Source organism: Streptomyces sp. ATCC 21386, assembly GCF_018728545.1.
GTDB lineage: Bacteria > Actinomycetota > Actinomycetes > Streptomycetales > Streptomycetaceae > Streptomyces.
This window is the reverse complement of the sequence record NZ_JAAVVL010000001.1, coordinates 5,351,494-5,372,827: the sequence shown is the minus strand read 5'-3', so window position 1 is coordinate 5,372,827 and position 21,334 is coordinate 5,351,494. Positions and strand designations below refer to the sequence as shown.

The following is a 21,334-nucleotide window of genomic DNA, read 5'->3' as shown; positions in this document are numbered from 1 at the left end:
GAGGGCGGCGGGTCGGTCAGGGGCAGCGCGGCGGCCGGGCCCAGGAGTTCGGACAGCACCCGTTGGTGCGTGGCCCGCTGCCGCGCTCCGATGCCGGCCACCTCACACAGCCGTCCGAGCTGATCGGCGGTGAAGTGCCCCAGCCGGTCAGGGGCGTCGCGGCGCTCGCTCCTCTCGACCGGATCGGGGCCGGAGAGCGGGGGCGGGGTCGCCGCGCCCCCGAGCATTCGAGCGGCGCAGTGACGTGTGTAGGCGTTCATGAGGTCCTCCTGGATCGGTTGTGGTGGTGGTCGCGGCACCGGACGGCGGCACGGATCGGGCCCTGGGTGCGGGAGGGCGACACGCCGTTTCCTCGGTGCGGGAGGGCGACACGCCGTTTCCCCGGTGCGGGAGTCGACGCGCCGTTTCCCCGGCGCGGGAGTCGACGGTCCGTTTCCCCGGTGCGGGAGTCGACGCGCCGTTTCCCCGGTGCGGGAGTCGACGGTCCGTTTGTAGCCGCCGTGCGTTGTTCACGATCGGCGGGCTGGCGCTGAACAAACGCATGGTGAACAATCCCGAATGGCGCAGAGGGAGGTGCGTTTTCGGGTGCCACGGGGAGAGCGACCGCTGGAAGCGGAGAGTGGTCCACTGCGGGATTTCGCGGCGCGGTTGCGAAAACTGCGGGAGCAGTCCGGAAGTCCCACCTATCGGGACCTCGCACGGCGGGCGCACTATTCGATCGCGGCCCTCTCCGGGGCCGCGTCGGGACGTCAACTGCCGTCACTGGCGGTCACCCTCGCCTACGTCCGCGCCTGTGGCGGTGACGTGCGGGAATGGGAGCTGTTCTGGCACGCCACGGCCGCCGCGTGCGCCACCGGGAGCGACATCCCCGCCTCGGCGCCCCCCGGTGTCGAGGAGACCACGGCCATCTCGCCCTATGCCGGTCTGGCCCCTTTCCAACAGTCGGACGCCGACGCTTTCTTCGGCCGGGAGAATCTGACCGGAAGAATCCTCGAACACCTGAACAGAAAGAGATTTCTCGTTCTGTTCGGCGCCTCGGGATCCGGGAAATCCTCGGTGCTGCGCGCCGGCGTGCTCCCCCAATTCCCCGGTGAACCGGCCCTGGTGTTCACTCCCGGCGCGCGCCCCCTGGAGGAATGTGCGATCCAGCTGGCGGCCCGTGCCCGTCTCACGCCGGGAGCCGTCGCGGACGAACTCGCCTCGGAGCCGCGCACGCTGCACCGTGTCGTACGCCAGATCCTGGCCCGCTCACCGGCTTCGGCAGACGAACTCCTCGTCGTCGTGGACCAGTTCGAGGAGGTGTTCACCCTCTGCTCCGACGCGGAGGAGCGTGACGTGTTCGTCTCGGCCCTTCTGCATGCCGCGCACGCCGCCGACAGCCGCTGCCGCGTCGTACTGGCCGTACGGTCGGACTTCTACACGCACTGCACCCGGTTGCCCGCACTCGTCGATGCCCTGGCGGAGGCGCACGTCCCCGTCGGTCCGATGACGCTCGACGAGCTGCGGGCGACGATCGTCCAGCCGGCCGCCCGCGTCCGGCTGACCGTCGAGGGCGCCCTTCTCGCGGCGCTCACCGCCGACGCCCACGGCCGACCCGGGGCTCTCCCCCTGCTCTCGCACGCCCTTCTGGAGACCTGGCGCCGTAGGCGCGGCAACACCCTCACCCTCGCGGGATTCCAGGCGGCCGGCGGTTTCGAGGGCGCCCTCGCGCAGACCGCCGAGGCGTTCCACGCGTCCCTGAACGACTCCCAGCAGACCGTCGCCCGACTGCTGTTCCTCCGCCTCATCGCCCTGGGCGAGGGCACCGAGGACACCAAACGCCGTGTGCCGCGCCATGAGCTCGACGACAGCCACGACACGGCGCTCGTCCTCGAACAAGCCACCCGGGCACGCCTGCTGACCGTCGACCGGGACCACGTCGAGATCGTCCACGAGGCCCTGATCCGCTGCTGGCCCAGGCTCGGCGGCTGGCTGGGCGAGAACCGCGACCGGCTGCGCCTGCACCGCGCGCTCACCGAGGCCACCACGGTCTGGGAGTCCCTGCACCGCGACCCGGACACCCTGTACCGGGGCCTGCGTCTGGCCGCCGCCAGGGACCTGCCGAAGGAGACGCTCACCGCCCGGGAACGCGCCTTCCTGGAGACGAGCGAGGCCGCGGAACAGGCGCAGACACGGCGTGCCCGCCACCGCGTCCGCCGGCTGCGCCGCCTCGTCGCGGCCCTCGTCGTCCTGCTTCTGTGCGCCGCGGCCGCCGTCGGTCACGCGCTGCGCTCCCAGCAGACCGTCACCGCGCAGCGCAACCATCTCCTCGCACTCCAGGCCGTCGAGAACGCGGCGGCCCTGCGTACTCGCGACCGCTCGCTCGCCGTGCAACTGGCGTTGGCGGCCTACCGGTTGGAAGCCAACCGGGCCACCCGCAACGGGCTGCTCAGCGTCGCCCCGTACACCCTGGCCCGCCATGTCCACGCCCTGGCCGTCACCCCCGACGGCCGCAGGCTCGCCAGCGCGCACGACGACGGCAGTCTCCGGATGTGGGACATGGCAGACCCCCGTGCCCCCCGTCCGCTGGGCACGGAGGACGGCGACCCCGAGGGCGCCCACACGCTGGCCTTCGGCCCCGGCGGGGTACTGGCCGGTATCGGCGAGGACGGCGCGATCCGGCTCTGGGACGTGGCCGACCCCGCCCGACCGCGCCTGCGGTCGACCACCCCCAGCCGCCACGACGAGTTCGTCTTCTCCCTGGCCGTGAGCCCGGACGGCCGCACGCTCGCCACCAGCAGTTACGACGACACCGTCCGGCTGTGGGACGTCCGCGACCTCGGCCGCCCCCGCCTCCTGGGAGAATTGACCGGCCACGCGCTCAACGTCAAACCGGTCGCCTTCAGCCCCGACGGCTCCACCCTGGCCTCCGGCTCCGACGACCGCACCGTCCGCCTGTGGGACGTCACCGACCCGCGCCACGCCTCCACGACCGCAGTGCTCCGCGACCACGACGACTTCGTCGTCGGACTGGCCTTCAGCCGGGACGGCCGTACGCTCGTCTCCGGCAGCGACGACCGCACGGCGCGCCTCTGGGACGTCGCCGATCCGCGCGCGCACCGCAGGCTCGGCCGGCTCCACGCCCACACCGGCATGATCGGGTACGTGGAGTTCACCCGGGACGGCCGTGAGGTGATCACCGCCGGACAGGACGGCACCGTACGCCTGTGGAAGGCGACCGACCGCTCACACCCCAGCGAACGAGCCCTGCTGACCGGACTCTCGGGCGGCCTCGCGGTCGTCCTGCCCCTTGCGGGGTCCGACACCGTGGCCACCCTCAGCAACGACCACACGATCGAGATCTGGAACACCGACGTCTCCTGGGTACGCGCCCACGCCTGCACCCACGTCGACGCCCCTCTCACCTCCGCCCAGTGGACCCGCCACTTCCCGGGCCTCGACCACCGTCCGCCCTGCCCCGACCACGACTGAACCGGCCCCGGAACGGGGTGCCCGGCGTCCTTCGGCGGGCGGACAGCCGGGCGTCGCGGTGCGTCTATCCCGCCGCGCGCCGCCACGCACGTCCGCCGTCGCGGGAGGTCCACAGCCCCTCGTCCGGCACCAGGTCGTACGTCGCCGTCGTCGCGTCCACGATGCCGTGGAGGGTGTTGCCCTCGACGGTGAGCGACGTGAACCTCGCCGGGGTCCTGATCTCGCGGAAGGAAGTTCCGGCGGGGTCGTCGGCCAGCCAGTGACGGCCGCCCTCCCCTCCGACCAGGACCCGTCCGTCCGCGAGCACTTCCAGGACCAGGAACCCCGGGCCATGGCTCAGATCGGCCCAGGGAATTCCGCCCGCGAGGACCGTGCGCCACTCTTGGCCGCCGTCCGACGTCAGCAGCAGGCCGCGCAGACCCTGGTCCGTCTCCAGGGCGACGACCGCCGTGCCACCCCGCGCCGCGAGGGCGGCGACACCGTACGACGTCGGGACCGCCTCGGAGCCGAGCGTGCGGCCCGCCCGCTGCCACACGACGCGGTGCGGCTTCGCGGACAGCGACTGCTCCAGGCTCCAGACCGTGCCCCGCTCGTCCACGGCGAAGTCGACGGCCTCCTCCGGCAGTCCGGCCGGTGGTGCCGCGGTGCGTGTGGCGGGACGGTAGACGAGGGCCGGCTCCCGTTCGGAGAGCAGGACGTCGCCGGGGCGGGTGCGCAACGGGGTCTCGCTGAGGGTGAGCCCGTGCCGCTTCCCCCGGACGTCGAGGAGGTACGCTCCCCCGTCCCCCGGTACCTGCACGAATCCGCCGCTCGCCCCCGTGAAGGCCGGCGTCACATCCTCCGCGTCGGCATGCTCCGCGTGCTCGGCGACCGTACGGCCGTCGGGGCCGACGATGCGCCAGGCGGTCGCGGCCGGGCCCTCGTCGTCCTCGACGTTGTCGGCTTCGTACGTCAGGAGCAGCGAGCCGTCGTCCGCGCTCGCCACACCGGAGGGAGCCCCGGCCGCCTCGATCACGTCGGCGGGGCTGGGGTGAGGATCCTCGATGACCCGTCTGTACCTCGTCTCACGGTCGCCGGAGGCGTCGGCGTCGACGCCCTCCGGACCGCAGGCGCTCAGGGCGACCGCCGCACCGGTCAGGGCGACCAGCCCGACCGCCCTCCACGCGCGTCTCCGCCGCCCCACCGGAGCACCGGTCACCGGAGGCCGCCCGTCAGGGTGTCGTCCTGCCAGGCGGCCAGCCGGTCGGCGATCGGAGCGGTGCCGTCGAGGACGTGCCGGGAGAACGCGTCCCGTTCGTGGGCGATGACGGCCGCCTCCCAGACGCAGGGGGCGAGGCCGGCACGTCCCGGGCGGAGCAGGTCGGGCCGCCCGGCCGGGCCGGTGAAGATCGCCAGGTCGGACATGTGGCCCTCGATCCAGGTGTGGACCAGGACGTAGTCGCCGTCGCCGCCCGCGTGCACGATCAGGGTGGCGAGCCCGAGCGACCCGCGGACGCGCCCGAGTTCGAGGTGCGCCGCGGCGACCCGCAGGGCGCCGGCCGTGTCCTGCTCGGTGACGCTGCGGCCCGGCGCCTCCAGTGAGTACACCTTGACCAGATGGCCGCCCACCTCCCGCGTGCCCACCGGCTGTACGGTGCGTCCATGGTGGCCTCGGGAGAGGTCGAGCAGCGCCGCCGAGTCCACCGCTGCCGGGAGTTCGTGATCGCTCATGTGCCCATCATGCGGTGTCGACGGTCCAACCGGGGCGCGGGAGCCGGGACATGAGACCTCCGTGCCGTCGCACGCCGCCGGGTCGCTTCCGATGTGCTCCGACTATGCCGACGGTTAGCCCCCCGTTCCGGCTATTCCGGCTATTCCGGCTGGGTCACCGTCAGTGCCCAGCGGATCGTCTCGGACGACGCGTCGACCCCGATGGTGAAGGAGCCGTTCCGGACCACGCCGGGGTCCATGGTCACCGAGCCGACGCCGGCGGTTCCCGCCGGGCAGTCGACCGTGAACGCGGCGACCTCCGTCTCCCGCGATCTCATCGTCACCCGCACGTCACCGCCGCCCTCGCACGCCACCGTGAGGACGGTCGGCAGCCTCTCCCAGGCGCCTCCCGACGCCACCCCACCGTCGCCGACCTGTTCCTCCACCCACACCAGGCCCTCCGGGCCGGGGTGGGGCAGCAGGGGGTCCCCGGCCGCGGCGGCGGACCCCACGCCGGATCCCGCCAGCACGCAGACCGTCAGCACTGACACAGCCAGGGCTTCTCTCGTCCTGTTCACGTCCACTCCCTCACTCGCCTGTCATGGACGCCACAGTCTGCCCAAGTGATCGTCGCGGGGCCTGAGTACGCGTACTCAGAAACGATCAGGCCGACCGGATCGGCCGAAATCCACCGTGCCGTCGATCTCGTGGGCGTTGTCGATCCGCCGGCTCGGTCACAGTGTCACAGTGCTGTCCGCAGACAGTTTCCTCTCGGTGCGAGCGGGTGGAGGAAGCGCTCCCATGAGGCACGATCACCCGGACGTTCACACTCTCGGGGGGTTCCTCATGATTCACACGGTTCGTTCGCGCCGTCTCACCGCCGTACTCGCCGCCTGCTCGCTCGGCATCGTGGCACTGACCGCGTGCGACACGGGCAAGGACACGGACAAGGCCTCGCCGAGAGCGTCGGCGAGCCCGTCCAGAGCCGGTTCGGACACGGACGCCGAGGCGTCCGCGACGGCCGAACCGGGTGGCCAGGGCGACGACTCCGCCGACGGGGGCAGCACCCCGCCGCCGTCGAAGTCCGGATCCGGGAAGTCGGGCAGCGGCAAGTCCGGGACCGGGAAGTCCGGGACCGGCACATCCGGGTCCGGAGGGTCCGGCACGGACGACGACCAGGACGGTGGCGTGGGCATGTGCGAGACGACCGACCTGAGCTACAACGTCACCGTCGCCTCCAAGGAGGCGAACCACGCCTTGCTGACCGCGACCAACAACAGCGGCGACCCCTGCCTGCTGGCGGCCAACGACCTGGTCATCACGATTCCGGAGCTCGACGGGGCGGCGGAGCACCGCGGCCCGACCGTCGACGACTGGCTGCTGAACGCCGGCGACATCGCCTACGCCGGGATCCTGTTCGCGGGCCTCGGCACCGAGGGCGGCAAGACCGCCCACCAGGTGGAGATCGCGCTCACCGCAGCCGAGAGCCCGGCTACGGTGACGATCACCGACGGCCCTGTCACCGTGAACGACGGCACGGTCACCAGCTTCCTCGGAACGGCGGAGGACGCGCTGAGTTACTGACCCCGCGCGGTTCGCGAGCCGGGCGGCGCGGTCAGAGGTCCAGGTAGAAGCGGACGGTGGTGCCGGCCTCGGTGGTGTGGAGGCGCACAAGGTCGGCGACGTAGTGGACGAGCAGGAGACCGCGGCCGCCCAACTGGTCTCGTGCCGGGGGTTTGCGGCCGGCCAGGGGGTCGGCCAGGCGGCCTCGGTCGTGGACCTCGCACACGACCTGAAGCCCCTCCGCCCAGACGCGCAGCGTGCCCGTTCCACCGCCGTGCACCACACTGTTGGTGGTCAGCTCCGCCACCGCCAGTGTCAGATCCTGCAAGCGGTCACCGGTCAGGCCCAACTGCCGCGCCTCCTGGACCGCGAAGGAACGGGCCGACGGGAGTGCGTCCGCGTCGAACGAGAGGGCAGCCGCTCCTGGCGGATGGGCGAGCGGCTGGTTGTAGTGGGCGACGATTCGTTCGGGATCGTAGGTGTCGCTGGCGCGTTCGACACCGGCGTCGATGACGACGGGGTGGGTGGCATGGGCGTCGGCGAGCGTCTCCGGGGCGAGGGCGTCCGCGTCGTACGGGCACAGGATCGTCACGTGCCGGCCCTGGAAGGCCGCGTTGATGAGGGCTTCGTGCTGGACGCAGGCCGGGTACTCCACGGCCGAGCGGTCGGCCCAGATCGGTTCGCCGATGATCCGCACCCGGCCGGTCGGGTGGGCGTCGGCGAAGGCGCGCAGCACCCCGGGAATGATCCGCCCCGGGTTGCGGCCCGCCCTGGTCATGTCCAGGAACTCGACCTCGGCGCCGCGCGCGCCCATCGCGGCCTTGATCAGCTGCAGGTTGGGGCCCGGAACCGCGACCGCGACCGCCTCGCCGGCGGACAGTCCCGCCAGCAGGAACGGCACCGTGCCCGCCGTGTACTGCTCCCTGCCCCGGTAGAACAACGCAGGGTGCACAAAGGGTTCGTGTTCACTGCTCGTGGCCGTACTCATCGCCCCGCCACCTCGATCATCGAAAGGCCGGGCCAGAACATGTCCAGGATCCGCTCCAGCTCCGGCGGTGGACGGTCCACGACGATCCGGCCCGTCGGCAGTCGCTGCGCGGTGACCGCCAGCGCCGCCGCACCGCCCACATCGATGGACATCAGCTCGGACAGCTCCACGAAGGAGACGTCCGTGTGGGCGTTCGCCAGGTCCTTCAGAGCGTGTTCCCAGAAAGAGCGGGTGGTCACGTTGATCTCTCCAGCGGCTCGGATCCCCGGGCGGCCCGGCAGAGCGCGGATCTCCAGCGCCGTGCCCTCGGACGACCGTGCCGACCCCGGCTCGTGCGCGTCATGGGAGGCATCCACGTTCTCTCCCCCTGCTTCCCATGCGCCGCCGTACGGCGCTTACCGGCCCCCGCTCACCGTCCCTACGCGACGGCGGGCGGCAGACACGTCATCGTATAACCCGCCGGTGCGACAGCGATCAGCCGACGTCCGGCGGGTCGCTGCCCGGCCGATCGGCGTCCAGACGATCGGCGTCCAGACGACCGGCGTCCGGCCTGTCGGCGTCCGGCGGGTCGGCATCCGGCGGGTCGGCAGCGGGGCGGGCGGCGCTCGCCGGACGGAAGCAGGCCGACACCGTCTTGCCGTGACGTTGGCACCTCACCTCCAGCGTGTCCGCCAGCATCCGTACGATGCCCACGCCGCGACCGGAGGCCTCCCCCGGCTTCGGTGTGCGTTGGCGCGGCAGCGTCGGGTCCTCGTCGTGCACGCTCACGTGCAGGCAGTCGCCGTCCCAGGTGAGGATCAGTCGCGCGTCGCTGTGCGCGTGGACGTGCGCGTTGGTGAGGAGTTCGGACACGGCCAGGACGACGGAGTCCACCGTCTCGGGCTCGTCCGCGGTCCATGGCAGGAACTCCAGCTGCCTTCGTGTCCACCGCCGCCCGGCGTGCACGCCTCCCGACACGGGAAACGAATGCGCCCAGCCCTTCGCCCTGACACCTGTCGCCCCGGTGTCCGTCTTCTTGCTCGTCACCGACTTCCCCGTTCTCCCGTCCGACGCCGACTCTGTACACACCGAGTGCCCGCCGACGGCGCCCGCAGACGTTCCGTCGCCCGGCGGTCACCCTGTCGGCGGTGATCAGGCCGGCAGGACCTGGGCCACCCGGACGCCCACGAGACAGGTGTCGTCGTCCGTGTCGGACCTGCTGTAGGTGAGGAGGCGGTCCAGCTGCTGGTCGAGGGTGGGGGGCACGGTCCGGGCGGCGGTGAGCAGCTGGGCCAGGGACTCCTCCACGGAGCGGTCACGGCGTTCGATCAGACCGTCGGTGTACATCAGCAGGGTGTCGTCGACGGCCAGTTGCAGTTCGTGTTCCTCGTACGTCGCCTCGGGCAGGGCGCCGAGCAGCAGGCCCTTGATCAGGGGGAGCGGTGTCGCCTCGGCCGCACGTACCAGGACCGGCGGCAGATGGCCCGCCCTGGCCCAGCGCAGGGTGTGGCGGTGCGGGTCGTAGAGGCCGCAGACGGCGGTGGCGGTGACAGAGCCCGTCAGGTGGTGGGCCACCATGTTGAGCCAGGCCAGCAGCTGGCCCGGTCCGGCGCCGGTCACGGCGAGACCGCGCAGGGCGTTGCGCAGGACGACCATGCTGGTGGCCGCCTCTATGCCGTGGCCGGCGACGTCTCCCACGCACAGCAGCACCAGCCCGGAGGGCAGCACGACCGCGTCGTACCAGTCGCCGCCCACCAGGTGCTGGGTCTCGGCGGGCCGGTAGCGGACGGCGACGCGCAGTCCGGGGGCCTCCAGGGGGGCCTGGGCCGGGGGCATGATCGCGTGCTGGAGCTGGAGGGTGAGCCGGTCGCGTTCGCTCGCCTGCTGCTCGGAGTGGGCGAGTTGGTCGCGGGTGGCGGCGAGGGCGACCTCCGTCCAGTGGTGGGCGGAGATGTCCTGGTAGGCGCCCCGGACGAGGAGGAGCCGGCCGTCGGAGTCGAGGACGGGCTCGGCGACGACACGGATGTGCCGGGTGACGCCGTCGGGCCGCTGGAGCCGGAAGGCGGCGGACGCGGAGCGACGGTGGTGCAGCAGGGTCCGCAGGAACCGGCCGATGGCGACGGCGTCGTCGGGGTGGGCGTGGGCGGGCAGGTCCTCCAGCGGGACGGGTCCGCTGATGGAGGGCTTGCCGTAGAGGCTGTAGAGCTGGCCGTTCCAGGTGATCTCGCCGGTGACGAGGTTCTCCTCGAACCCGCCGATACGGCCGAGGCGTTGGGCGTGCTGCAGCAGGCTGGCCAGCCGCGCGGTCTCGTCCTCTATCCGCCAGATGAGCAGGACGCTGCCGCCGTGGCGGGTGATGTTGATGTCGGCGACGGCCGCCAGCGGGACGTCCTCCACGAGGGAGGTGAGCCGCATCCGGCGGGCGCGGAAGGGCTCGCCGGTGGCGTAGACACGTTCGACCTGATCGAACAGTTCGCTCTCGCCGGCGGCCATGGGATACGTCTCCAGGAGCAGGGCTCCGTTGACGACACCCCGGGGGCGGCCGGCCGGGTCGAGGAAGCGGCTGTTGGCGTGGTGGATGCGGAAATCGACCAGCTCCCCGGTGCCGTCCAGGTGCGGGACGAGCACCAGCGCGGGGTCGTGGAGCCCGTCGGCGAGGTCCATCAGTTCGGCGACGTCGGGCAGGATCCCGGCGGCCCGCGCCTCGGCCTCGCCGTGGGGCGGGACGAAGGTGCCGAGCGTGTGGGCGCACAGCTCCGCCAGGGCCTCGACCTGGCGGACGATCTGCGGGGGCTGGGCCTCCAGCGGCGTCGGCCAGACGATCTCCAGCACTCCGTGGATGCGGCCGCCGGTGCCGGCGGGGACGGCGGCCCGGCCGCCGTCGGGATGGTGGTGGCGGCCGATGGAGGGCAGGCCGGTCTGCGAAAGGCAGCCGATCCACTGGCCGGCTCGGTCCCCGAGTCCGCGACGGGCGACGGTGGCGACGCCCGGCGGGACGTACCGCCAGCGTGTCGCCTCGGCGGCCGAGAAGCCGGCGCTGCCGGCCAGGGTCAGGGAGCCGTCGGCGCCCAGCGCCCAGATGGCCACGGCTTCGGCGCCGAGCGGGGCCAGGGCGTGTTCCAGGAGGGAGTCGGCCACGGCCTGGGCGTCGTGGGCGGCCAGTGCGGCGCTCTCGGCGGTCCGCAACCGTACGGCGAGGGAGCCGCCGCCCGGTGGGTCGTCGGCGTCGTCCCGGCTCGTGGTGGTCGCGAGCAGGGCGGTGGTCATCTCGGAGAGCCGGTCGCGGGCGGCCTGGTTGATGACCTCGACGGCGAACTCCAGAGGCGTCACGCCCGCCTGTTCGGTCAGTTCGGCGAGTTGCAGGGCGGCCTGGGCCGGTCCGCAGCCGAGCCGCTCGACGAGGATGCCCTTGGCCAGTTCGATCACGGCACGGCCGTCCGCCTCCGCGTGGGCGGCCTGCACCTCGCGGCGCAGCCGTTCCACGGTCGCGGCGAGCCGGCCGACGGGCGTGGACTGCCCCTTCGTTTCCAGGGCGGCCGGGCCGGCCGTGGGCGGGTCGTCGGCCGACGGCCCGCCTGGCACAGCTCCGGTGGACGGCTCGCCGAGCGCGGCACCGGCCGACGGTTCCTCACACGCGGCGTCGACCGACGGCTCGTCGGGCGGGGCGTCGGCGTGCTGCGCTTCGGCCGACTGGCTGGGGTTGCTCACGGTTGACCTGTTCCTCGGCTCGGGCGTCCCGGGACGCCACGCGGTGGGCTGGTGCGCGCGGCGGTGCGGCGCCCGGTCATACGGCCAGCCACCGTCGGACGCGGCCGATGAGGTCACCCATGTCGACCGGTTTGGTCACGTAGTCGTTCGCACCGGACGCCAGGCTCTTCTCCTGGTCTCCGGGCATGGCCTTGGCGGTGACGGCGATGATGGGCAGCTCGGCGTACTGGGGCATCTCCCGGATCTCCGAGGTGGCGGTGTAGCCGTCCATCTCGGGCATCATCACGTCCATCAGGACCAGCGAGACGTCCGGGTGGGCGAGCAGCATCTCGATGCCCCGGCGGCCGTTGTCGGCGTGCAGGACGTGGAAGCCGTGGAGCTCCAGCATGCCGCTGAGCGCGAAGAGGTTGCGGGCGTCGTCGTCGACCACGAGGACCTTGCGGCCGCGGAAGGCGCCGTCGACGACCTGCGCGGCCGGTAGCTGGGTCTCCTCGGCGCGCACGAGGGACAGCACGTCTCCCGGCTCCTCGGCGGACAGGTGCAGGGTGATGCGTTCACGCAGTTCGTCCAGGCTGGACAGGAAGTCCAGCGGCCGGCCGTCCGCGCGGGAGCGCAGCGTCTGCTCGTGCGCCAGGTCCACCCGGTGGCCGGTGTGGACCAGTACGGGCACGCTGGAGAGCGCCGAGTCGCCCTCCATGGCCTGCAGCAGCCGGGCGCCCTCGTCGTCGGGCATGGCGAGTTCGAGGACGACGCAGTGGCAGGGCTCGGCGGCCAGTGTGCTCGCGGCCTCCTGTGCTCCGACGGCGGTGATGATGTCGATCGCGCCGAGGGGGTCGCCGTCGGAGGCGAGGTCGGCGACCGCGCGTTCGGCGACGAGGGTCAGCAGTCCGCGGGGGCGGTCCTCGACGACCAGCAGACGGCGTCGGCGCTGCTCGGGCACCGCGGGGGACGCGGTGTCCGGCCGGGACGCGGAGGGGAGTTCACGGCCGGCGGGGTCAGGGTGCTCCGTCGGCCGGTGGTCGCCGTCGAGTTGTTCCTCGAAGTCGTCGCGGGCCACGGGCAGGTAGAGGGTGAAGGTGCTGCCCTGACCGGGTGTGCTGTCGACGGTGACGGCGCCGCCGAGCAGATGGGCGATCTCCCGGGTGATCGACAGGCCGAGGCCGGTGCCGCCGTACTTGCGGCTGGTGGTGCCGTCCGCCTGCTGGAACGCCCCGAAGATCGTCTCCAGCTGCTGCTGGGGGATGCCGATGCCGGTGTCCTCGACCCGGAACGCAACGACGGGACCGCCGCGCAGGACGCCCACGGGGATCTCGCGGTCCACGGCGGGTTCGATGCGCAGGGTGACACCGCCCTCCTCGGTGAACTTGACCGCGTTCGACAGGAGGTTGCGCAGGATCTGCCGCAGCCGGGAGTCGTCGGTGAGCAGGTCGGCGGGTGTGCCCGGTGCGGTGGCCACCGTGAAGTCCAGGCTCTTCTGGGTCGTCATCGGGCGGAACGTGGCCTCGACGTACTCGAGGAGCTTGCGCAGCGGGACCCGCTCGGGGGCGACGTCCATCTTGCCGGCCTCGACCTTGGACAGGTCGAGGATGTCGTTGATCAGCTGCAGCAGGTCCGAGCCCGCCGAGTGGATGATGCCCGCGTACTCGACCTGCTTGGGCGTGAGGTTGCGCGAGGGGTTCTGGGCGAGCAACTGGGCCAGGATCAGCAGGCTGTTGAGCGGGGTGCGCAGTTCGTGGCTCATGTTCGCCAGGAACTCCGACTTGTACTTGGAGGCCAGGGCCAGCTGCTGGGCGCGTGTCTCCAGCTCCTGCCGTGCCTGTTCGATCTCCAGGTTCTTGGCCTCGATGTCGCTGTTCTGCGAGGCCAGCAGGGAGGCCTTCTCCTCCAGTTCGGCGTTGGAGCGCTGCAGTTCGTCCTGCTGGACCTGCAACTCCTCGGACCGTGCCTGGAGTTCCGCGGTCAGCCGCTGCGACTCGCCCAGCAGTTCGTCGGTGCGGGCGTTGGCCACGATGGTGTTGAGGTTGACGCCGATGGTCGGCATCAGCTGGGCGAGGAAGTCCTGGTGGATCTGGGTGAAGGGGGTGACGGAGCCCAGTTCGATGACGCCGAGGACCTGGTCCTCGACCACGATGGGCAGCACCACGAGGGCGCTGGGCTCGGCCTGTCCGAGTCCGGAGGAGATCGTCACATAGCCCGGCGGCAGTTCCTCGACGCTGATGGGACGGCGGTTGCGTGCGGCCTGCCCGACCAGTGATCGGCCGACGGGGATGCGCTCGGGCCGGTCGGTGTCGTCGGGGTAGCCGTAGGAGCCCACCAGCCGCAGTTCGGGGCCGCGTTCGGTGTCCTCGGCGAGGTAGAAGGCGCCGTACTGCGCCGAGGCCAGCGGTGCCAGCTCGTCCATGATGAGCTCGGCGACGACGGGCAGGTCGCGGTGGCCCTGCATCAGGCCGGAGATGCGGGCGAGGTTGGTCTTGAGCCAGTCCTGTTCCTGGTTGGCCCGGGTGGTCTCGCGCAGGGACTCCACCATGGAGTTGATGTTGTCCTTGAGGTCGGCGACCTCGCCTGAGGCCTCCACGGTGATGGAGCGGGTCAGGTCGCCCTCGGCGACGGCGCTGGTGACCTCGGCGATCGCGCGGACCTGCCGGGTGAGGTTCCCGGCCAGTTCGTTGACGTTCTCGGTGAGCCGCTTCCAGGTGCCCTCGACGCCCTCCACCTCGGCCTGTCCGCCGAGCCGGCCCTCGCTGCCGACCTCGCGGGCGACCCGGGTGACCTCGGCGGCGAACGACGACAGCTGGTCGACCATCGTGTTGATGGTGGTCTTCAGCTCCAGGATCTCGCCGCGGGCGTCGACGTCGATCTTCTTCGACAGGTCACCGCCCGCCACCGCCGTCGTCACCAGGGCGATGTTGCGGACCTGGCCGGTGAGGTTGTTCGCCATCGAGTTGACGTTGTCGGTGAGGTCCTTCCAGGTCCCCGCGACGTTGGGGACGTGGGCCTGGCCGCCGAGGCGTCCCTCGGTACCGACCTCGCGGGCGACGCGGGTGACCTCGTCGGCGAACGCGGAGAGGGTGTCGACCATGGTGTTGATGACGTCGGCCAGCGCGGCGACCTCGCCCTTGGCCTCGACGGTGATCTTCTGGGACAGGTCACCGCGTGCGACGGCCGTGGCGACCTGGGCGATCGAGCGGACCTGGCCGGTCAGGTTGGACGCCATGACGTTGACGTTGTCGGTCAGGTCCTTCCAGGTGCCCGAGGCCCCCCGGACGATCGCCTGCCCGCCCAGGTTGCCCTCGGTGCCGACCTCGCGGGCCACGCGGGTGACCTCGTCGGCGAAGCCGGACAGCTGGTCCACCATCGTGTTGATGGTGTTCTTCAACTCCAGGATCTCGCCCCGCGCGTCCACGGTGATCTTCTGCGACAAGTCACCCTGAGCCACCGCCGTGGCCACCTGCGCGACGTTGCGGACCTGCGCGGTGAGGTTGCCCGCCATGAAGTTCACGGAGTCCGTGAGGTCGCGCCAGGTGCCCTTGACGCCCTGGACGTCCGCCTGTCCGCCGAGCCGTCCCTCGGTGCCGACCTCGCGGGCGACGCGCGTGACCTCGTCGGCGAAGCCGGACAGCTGGTCCACCATCGTGTTGATGGTGTTCTTCAACTCCAGGATCTCGCCCCGCGCGTCCACGGTGATCTTCTGCGACAAGTCGCCCTGAGCCACCGCCGTGGTGACCTGGGCGACGTTGCGGACCTGGGAAGTGAGGTTGCCGGCCATGAAGTTGACCGAATCGGTCAGGTCGCGCCAGACCCCGCCGACACCGGGCACCTGGGCCTGGCCGCCGAGGCGTCCCTCACTGCCGACCTCGCGGGCGACCCGCGTCACCTCGTCGGCGAACGCGGAGAGCTGGTCGACCATCGTGTTGACGGTCTCCTTCAGCTGGAGGATCTCGCCGCGCGCGGGAACGTCGATCTTCTGCGACAGATCGCCCTTGGCGACGGCCGTCGCCACCTGGGCGATGTCGCGCACCTGGGTGGTCAGATTGCCCGCCATGGCGTTGACCGAGTCGGTGAGATCGGCCCAGGTGCCCGAGACGCCCGGTACCTCGGCCTGACCGCCGAGCGTTCCCTCGGTGCCCACCTCGCGGGCCACCCTGGTGACCTCCGAGGTGAACACGGACAGTTGGTCGACCATGCCGTTGAAGACGGTGGCGATGTCGCCGAGCAGCCCCTCGCCGTCGGACGGCAGCCGGGTGCCGAAGTCGCCGTCCCGCACGGCCGTCAGACCGGCCAGGAGTTGCCGTAGCTCCTGCTCTCCCGGGGCCCGTTCGACCGTCTCGGTCGTCTTGCCGCTCATGCGCACCCTCGTTCCGCTCCCCAAGAGCCCTCGCGCCGAGGACTCGGAACCCGCGCCGGGCCGTGAAAGGCCCGCTCACCGGCCGAGTTTCCGCAGTTCACGGATCGGCCGGATGAGAAAATCCGGTGAAGGTTAACGCAGTTGTCGTCCGACAACCAAAGCCGGTCGCGAAGATCCCTGCCGCCCCGAAAAGATACCGTCCCAGGCGGAATACAAGCCCGCGCGCGGGGCACTCGCAGAAGTTTTCACGCCGCCGTCCGACGCGCTCCGGGGTAGCCCGCCGGGCGCTGCGGGGCCACCTGCCAGGGCGCTCTTCGTGCCGCAGGGGCGCCGCCTCTCCGGCCACCCGTCCCGTTGTCTTCCTTCCGTCTTCCTACCCCCCTCCCCGGTCCGTCCGGAAGGTCCACGGCTCCGCGCCGGCGGGCGCGGGCGGCCGTCTCGCCGCCGAGTGCCCTCAGAGGGCCCTCACCCATCCCCGCGCCGCCGTCCCCTCCCCCGGCGGGCCAGGCCCGACTCCGCCGATAGATGGGGGCTCTTCCCCCATGCGCCGCCCGCGCCCGCCGGGGACCGTAGGGGCGCCCGAGCACCGGCGGTGCTCGGGCAGGTCGACGGACGCAATCGAGAGGGAGTCCATGGCAGGAAAAGCGTTACTCAGGGTCCTGGTGGTCGCGGCGACGGCCGCCTCCGCGGTGACGGTGGCCGGAGGGCCCGCGAGCGCGGCCACGGGTGTGTCCAAGAGCGGGACCAACGTGGTCGTCAACGCGGCGGCGGGGCGCGCCAACAACATCACGGTCAGCCTGTCCGGGAGCAATGTCGTCATCCAGGACACCGCCGACACCCTGACCGCCGGTCTCGGCTGCACCCTCCAGGTCAACGGCTCGGTGGCCTGCCCGGTGAGCCTCAACACCGACACGGTCGTGGTCAACGCCGGTGACGGCAACGACATCATCACCAAGACCGGCAACGTCCGCGGTGACCTCAAGGGCGAGTCCGGCAACGACGTCATCAACGGCGGCCCCAGCCCGGGCAGCAACATCCTCAACGGCGGTACGGGCAACGACACCCTGAACGGCGGCGTCACCTTCGACCTCCTCATCGGCGGCACGGGCGCGGACCGGCTCAGCGGCGGGGGCGGCGTCAGCGACATCGCCAGCTACCTGGAGAGCACCTCCGGGGTGGTCGTCGACATCGACAACGCCGCCGACGACGGCATCGGCGGCGAGGGCGACAACGTCCTCACGGACGTCGAGATCGTGTACGGCAGCCCGTTCGGCGACACGCTCACCGGCGGCACGGCGGGCGACGTCCTGTCCGGCTTCGGAGGCAACGACCTCCTGGTGGGCGGCACGGGCAACGACACCCTGGTCGGTGGTGTCGGCAGCGACAGCCACAGCGGAGGGGCGGGGAACGACACCCTCGACGCCGTGGACGGCGTGTTCGGCAACGACTCCCTCAACGGGGGCACCAACACCGACACCTGCAGGGCCGACACGAGCGACACCAAGACCGCCTGCGAGGCGTGAGGTGACACGGCGGGGCCGGACCGCGCAGCGCCGCGGTCCGGCCCCGCGACGCCCCGCCGGTGGCACCGCGCAAGCCGAGGTGCAGAATTCGGCCAGGACGTGCAACTGCCGACGGCCGAAAATCGTCCCATTCTCCCGAGCCGACGGGGCTCACGGGGATCGCGAACAAGCAGGAGGGGGACGAATCATGAACGAGACGCCGAGGAAGACCCGCCGCAGACCCGGCGCCGCCCGTTCGGTCGTGCTGGGCATCTGTGTCGCCGGAGCGCTGGGGCTCAGCGGCTGCTCCGGTGACGGCGGCGCGGAGGCCTCCGACGGGGATGCGAAGGCGAGCGCGACGGCGACGAGCGGCTCGCACGCCGAGGACGGCGAGAACGGCGAGGACGGCGGGAAGAGCGGCGGCACCGCCGGGACGCCCGACGCGAAGGCGTCCGCCGGCGCGGAGGACGGCGAGAAGTCCGGAGCCGCCTCCGACACCTCCTCCGAGCAGTCCGGTTCCGGAACGACGGGCTCGACGGGCTCGGGTGGCGCGGACGGCAGCGGTGGCGGTGACGCCGGGGACGACTGCGATCACAAGATGCCCATCTCCCCCGACGAGATCGCGGTCTACCGCTACACGCCCGAAGGCGGGACCCTGAGCCTGATCGTCAAGCACGGCAACTGGGGATGCGGCACCCCGGACTCGGACGGCGCCCCCTTCGAGACGGTCGGCAAGGAGACGTACATCCCGCTGGACCAGGCCGCGAACATCACCGTGACCACGCCCATCGTGGAAAGCACGACGAATCAGCCCATCGGCGTCCAGGAGTTCCTGGACTGGCTGGAGGCCCACCCGGACTCGGGCCTCGTCTTCACGTACCACCTCGGCGACGACGGGGCCATCGACCGCCTCGACGAGGTCTTCACCCCCTGACCCCGGCGGTCACAGGACTCGATGTGCCCCAACCATGACAAAGAGGGACAATCGACACATCGCGGTGCCGCATGAGCGCCGCCCCGTCGCCCACGAACAGACAGGTCGGGACCATGTCGAAGAAACCACGCTCGTCCGAACCGCCGCACGGCAAGGGCCCGAGCCGTCACCGGGGCACCGAGCAGCACGGCTGGTCGCCCGATGTGGACGAGACCCGTCAGCAGGACAACCCGAGCGCCCCGCGCTCCTTCCGTACGGCCGAGCACGCGGAAGCGGCCGGCCGGGGACGCAAGAAGTCCGCCGAGGAGACGAGATCCGTCCCGGGTGACACGGCGAAGAGTCACGGGGCGCGCGGCGAGGAGTACGGCGACACCGACGAGAAGGGCCGCCGCGACACCGGCCGCAAGGGCCGCTCCCAGCGTCCCAGCGGCACCAAGGACGCCGCCTCGAAGACGGGCGTGGACCCGCAGGACCCGTAGACCGCCGGGCGGCCGCCGCGGGGGCGGTGGGTGCCGTGCGGAAACCGCGGAACCGCGGCCCGCGTCAGCAGATCCTCGGCAGTTGTTCGCCGATCGGCAGGTCGACCACCCGCGTGCCGCCGAGGCCGGTCCTGGCCACGACCATGCCGGGATGGTCCTCGACGGCCTCACCGATGATCACGGAGTCGGCACCCAGGGGGTGGGCGCGCATCGCCTCCAGTACCGCGTCGGCGTGCTCGCGCGGGACGAAGGCCACGAGCTTGCCCTCGTTGGCGATGTAGAAGGGGTCCAGGCCGAGAATGGCGCAGGCGTTGGCCACGGCCGACGGCACCGGGACGTCGCGTTCCCTGATGACGACCCCCGTGCCGGAGGCCGCCGCGATCTCGTTGAGGGCGGCCGCGAGACCGCCTCGGGTGGGATCGCGCAGAACGTGGAGATCCGGGGTGACGGCGAGCATCGCGTCGACCAGACCGCCGAGGGCCGCGCAGTCGCTCTCGACCTCGACACCGAACTCCAGCCCTTCCCGCACGCTCATGATCGCCACCCCGTGGACGCCGATGGCGCCGCTGACGATCACGACGTCGCCGGGGACGACCCGCTGGGGCCGCAGATCGACGCCGGCCGGGACGAGACCGATGCCGGCCGTGTTGACGAAGACCCCGTCGCCGTGGCCGGCCTCCACCACCTTGGTGTCGCCGGTGGCCACCTCCACGCCGGCGGCGCGCGCGGCCGCGCCGAGCGCCTGGGCGACCCGGGTGACCACGTCCAGTTCGACGCCCTCCTCCAGGATGAATCCGCAGGAGAGGTAGGCGGCACGGGCGCCACGCATCGCGAGGTCGTTGACGGTGCCGTTCACCGCGAGGTCGCCGATGCTGCCGCCGGGGAAGAACAGCGGCCGCACCACGTAGGAGTCGGTGGAGAACGCCAGCCGGGCCCCGCCCAGCGCGAGAACGGCCGCGTCACCCATCTGGGAGAGCACATCGCCGCCGTAGGCCGGCGCGAAGATCTGCTCCACGAGTTCGGCGGAGAGCGCTCCCCCGCCGCCGTGGCCCATGACGACCCGGGGCCTGTCGCGCAGGGGGGCCGGGCATGTCCACGCCTCGATGTCGAGCGGGGCGGGGGCGGGGAGATCGGTGGTGTCAGACAACGGGGCTCGCCTCCCAGGCCTTGGCAGCGGGCATGTCCAGCCGCCGGTAGAGGTAGTACGCGGCGCAGGCTCCCTCGCTGGAGACCATGGTGGCCCCGAGCGGCGTACGCGGTGTGCACAGGGTGCCGAACGCCTCGCACTCGTGCGGCTTGAGCAGCCCCTGGAGGACTTCTCCGCTGCGGCACTCGGCGGGCTCGACCGTCCGGATCCCGCCGACCGCGAAGCGGTGCTCGGCGTCGTGGTCGCGGTACTTCGGCGACAGCCGCCACCCGCTGTCGGGGATCACCCCGATGCCGCGCCAGGCCCGGTCGGTGACCTCGAAGACGTCCTCCAGCATGGCCCGCGCGGCCCGGTTGCCCTCCGGGCGGACGGCACGGGCGTAGGCGTTGTCGACGCTGTGCTCGCCGCGTTCCAGCTGACGGACGGCCCGGCGTACGCCTTCGAGGATGTCCAGCGGCTCGAAGCCCGTCACGACGATGGGGACACGGAACCGTTCCGCGAGCTCCGGGTACTCCCCCACGCCCATCACACTGCAGACGTGTCCGGCCGCGAGGAAGCCCTGCACCCGGCAGCTCGGCGAGGACATGATCGCCTCGATGGCGGGCGGTACGCGGACGTGGGACACCAGCATGCTGAAGTTCTCGACGCCCAGCTTCCGGGCCTGATGGACCGTCATGGCGTTGGGCGGCGCGGTGGTCTCGAAGCCGATGCCGAAGAACACCACCTCGCGGTCGGGGTTACGCCGGGCGATCCGCAGCGCGTCGAGCGGCGAGTAGACCACCCGTACGTCCCCGCCCTCGCCCCGGACCTGGAAGAGGTCCCGGCCGGTGCCCGGCACCCGGAGCATGTCGCCGAAGGAACAGAAGATCACCTCCGGCCGTGAGGCGATCTCCAACGCCTTGTCGATGACCTCCAGCGGGGTCACGCACACGGGACAACCGGGCCCGTGGATCAACTCGACCTCGTCGGGCAGGAGTTGGTCGATACCGTGCCGGATGATGCTGTGCGTCTGCCCTCCGCACACCTCCATCAGGGCCCACGGTCTGGTCACCGTGGCACGGATGTCGTCGAGGAGCCGTCGCGCCAGCTCCGGGTCCTGGAACTCGTCGATGTACTTCACCGGTCGCGCACCTCTTCCACCGCCGCCTGTGCCACCGCCATCTCCGTCACCGCCATCTCCGCCACCGCAGCTTGCGCCGCGGGCGCCCCTTCCGAGGGGAGCGCCCTCCGGTCCATGCCGGCCTCCGCGGCCGCCATCTCCCAGGCGTCGCCGAACTCCTCCTGCAACATGCCGAGTTCGGCGAAGAGTTCGAGCGTCTGCCGCGCCGACTCCTCGTCCAGCCGTTGCAGGGCGAAGCCGACGTGGACGATGGCGTACTCACCGACCCGCAGGTCGGGCAGATACTCCAGGCACACCTCCTTGACCACCCCGCCGAAGTCGACGGAGGCCATCCGGGTGCCGTCCCGTTCCTCGATGTCCAGCACTCTGCCGGGTACCGCCAGGCACATGTACCTCTCCTCGCTGTGGG

The 21,334-nt window shown here is 71.7% G+C and carries 16 protein-coding genes and 1 pseudogene; 5 read left to right on the top strand and 12 right to left on the bottom strand.

Going from position 1 to position 21,334, the window contains the following annotated elements:
* Window positions 1-260: pseudogene (locus GWK25_RS22870) on the bottom strand (hypothetical protein); the annotation flags it as partial.
* Window positions 261-648: 388 nt separating this feature from the next.
* On the opposite strand from GWK25_RS22870, the gene GWK25_RS22865 reads away from it, so the two are divergent.
* Complete coding sequence (locus GWK25_RS22865; protein WP_215452517.1) at window positions 649-3,471, top strand: hypothetical protein; 2,823 nt, start codon at window positions 649-651, stop codon at window positions 3,469-3,471.
* 64 nt (window positions 3,472-3,535) lie between these two features.
* Here GWK25_RS22865 and GWK25_RS22860 read toward each other — a convergent pair whose 3' ends face one another.
* The 3 genes from GWK25_RS22860 to GWK25_RS22850 form a co-directional block, all read right to left on the bottom strand.
* Complete coding sequence (locus GWK25_RS22860) at window positions 3,536-4,654, bottom strand: hypothetical protein (protein ID WP_215452514.1); 1,119 nt, start codon at window positions 4,652-4,654, stop codon at window positions 3,536-3,538.
* A gap of 11 nt (window positions 4,655-4,665) precedes the next feature.
* Window positions 4,666-5,181, bottom strand: coding sequence for a hypothetical protein (locus GWK25_RS22855; protein WP_215452512.1), 516 nt, complete (start codon window positions 5,179-5,181; stop codon window positions 4,666-4,668).
* 140 nt (window positions 5,182-5,321) lie between these two features.
* The gene (locus tag GWK25_RS22850; RefSeq protein ID WP_215452508.1) at window positions 5,322-5,711 is read right to left on the bottom strand and encodes a hypothetical protein; all 390 of its coding nucleotides are present in this window, start codon (window positions 5,709-5,711) and stop codon (window positions 5,322-5,324) included.
* A 295-nt stretch (window positions 5,712-6,006) separates the two neighbouring features.
* Here GWK25_RS22850 and GWK25_RS22845 point away from each other — a divergent pair, with 295 nt between their 5' ends.
* On the top strand, window positions 6,007-6,744 hold the full coding sequence (locus GWK25_RS22845; RefSeq protein WP_215452506.1) for a DUF4232 domain-containing protein: 738 nt from the start codon (window positions 6,007-6,009) through the stop codon (window positions 6,742-6,744).
* Between the two features lie 31 nt (window positions 6,745-6,775).
* Here the strand turns inward: GWK25_RS22845 and GWK25_RS22840 are convergent, their stop codons facing one another.
* The 5 genes from GWK25_RS22840 to GWK25_RS22820 form a co-directional block, all read right to left on the bottom strand.
* Window positions 6,776-7,711 carry a sensor histidine kinase gene (locus tag GWK25_RS22840; protein ID WP_215452505.1) on the bottom strand — a complete coding sequence of 312 codons (936 nt, stop codon included), beginning with the start codon at window positions 7,709-7,711 and terminating at the stop codon, window positions 6,776-6,778.
* The gene (locus tag GWK25_RS22835; protein WP_308404291.1) at window positions 7,708-8,067 is read right to left on the bottom strand and encodes an STAS domain-containing protein; all 360 of its coding nucleotides are present in this window, start codon (window positions 8,065-8,067) and stop codon (window positions 7,708-7,710) included. The genes GWK25_RS22840 and GWK25_RS22835 overlap by 4 nt, the downstream gene beginning before the upstream one ends.
* A 118-nt stretch (window positions 8,068-8,185) precedes the next feature.
* Complete coding sequence (locus GWK25_RS22830) at window positions 8,186-8,737, bottom strand: ATP-binding protein (RefSeq protein WP_215452504.1); 552 nt, start codon at window positions 8,735-8,737, stop codon at window positions 8,186-8,188.
* 105 nt (window positions 8,738-8,842) lie between these two features.
* Complete coding sequence (locus GWK25_RS22825; protein WP_374105783.1) at window positions 8,843-11,272, bottom strand: SpoIIE family protein phosphatase; 2,430 nt, start codon at window positions 11,270-11,272, stop codon at window positions 8,843-8,845.
* Window positions 11,273-11,474: 202 nt separating this feature from the next.
* A complete protein-coding gene (locus tag GWK25_RS22820) occupies window positions 11,475-15,743 on the bottom strand; it encodes a HAMP domain-containing protein (protein WP_215452502.1) in 4,269 nt (1,422 codons plus the stop codon).
* 632 nt (window positions 15,744-16,375) lie between these two features.
* Here GWK25_RS22820 and GWK25_RS44320 point away from each other — a divergent pair.
* The 3 genes from GWK25_RS44320 (at window position 16,376) to GWK25_RS22805 (ending at window position 18,658) form a co-directional block, all read left to right on the top strand.
* A complete protein-coding gene (locus GWK25_RS44320) occupies window positions 16,376-17,266 on the top strand; it encodes a calcium-binding protein (RefSeq protein WP_215452500.1) in 891 nt (296 codons plus the stop codon).
* Window positions 17,267-17,453: 187 nt separating this feature from the next.
* The gene (locus GWK25_RS22810; protein WP_215452497.1) at window positions 17,454-18,179 is read left to right on the top strand and encodes a hypothetical protein; all 726 of its coding nucleotides are present in this window, start codon (window positions 17,454-17,456) and stop codon (window positions 18,177-18,179) included.
* A 113-nt stretch (window positions 18,180-18,292) separates the two neighbouring features.
* Entirely contained in the window at window positions 18,293-18,658 is a 366-nt protein-coding gene (locus GWK25_RS22805; protein WP_215452494.1) for a hypothetical protein, read from the top strand.
* Window positions 18,659-18,722: 64 nt separating this feature from the next.
* Here GWK25_RS22805 and hypE read toward each other — a convergent pair whose 3' ends face one another.
* From hypE to GWK25_RS22790, 3 genes are read right to left on the bottom strand one after another with little or no spacing between them, the layout of a single operon-like run.
* Window positions 18,723-19,805, bottom strand: a complete 1,083-nt coding sequence (gene hypE, locus GWK25_RS22800) for a hydrogenase expression/formation protein HypE (RefSeq protein ID WP_251828992.1) — start codon at window positions 19,803-19,805, stop codon at window positions 18,723-18,725.
* Window positions 19,798-20,925, bottom strand: coding sequence for a hydrogenase formation protein HypD (gene hypD, locus GWK25_RS22795; RefSeq protein WP_215452492.1), 1,128 nt, complete (start codon window positions 20,923-20,925; stop codon window positions 19,798-19,800). The genes hypE and hypD overlap by 8 nt, the downstream gene beginning before the upstream one ends.
* The gene (locus GWK25_RS22790) at window positions 20,922-21,314 is read right to left on the bottom strand and encodes a HypC/HybG/HupF family hydrogenase formation chaperone (RefSeq protein ID WP_251828991.1); all 393 of its coding nucleotides are present in this window, start codon (window positions 21,312-21,314) and stop codon (window positions 20,922-20,924) included. Before GWK25_RS22790 ends, hypD begins: the two co-directional genes overlap by 4 nt.
* Window positions 21,315-21,334 lie beyond the last annotated feature (20 nt).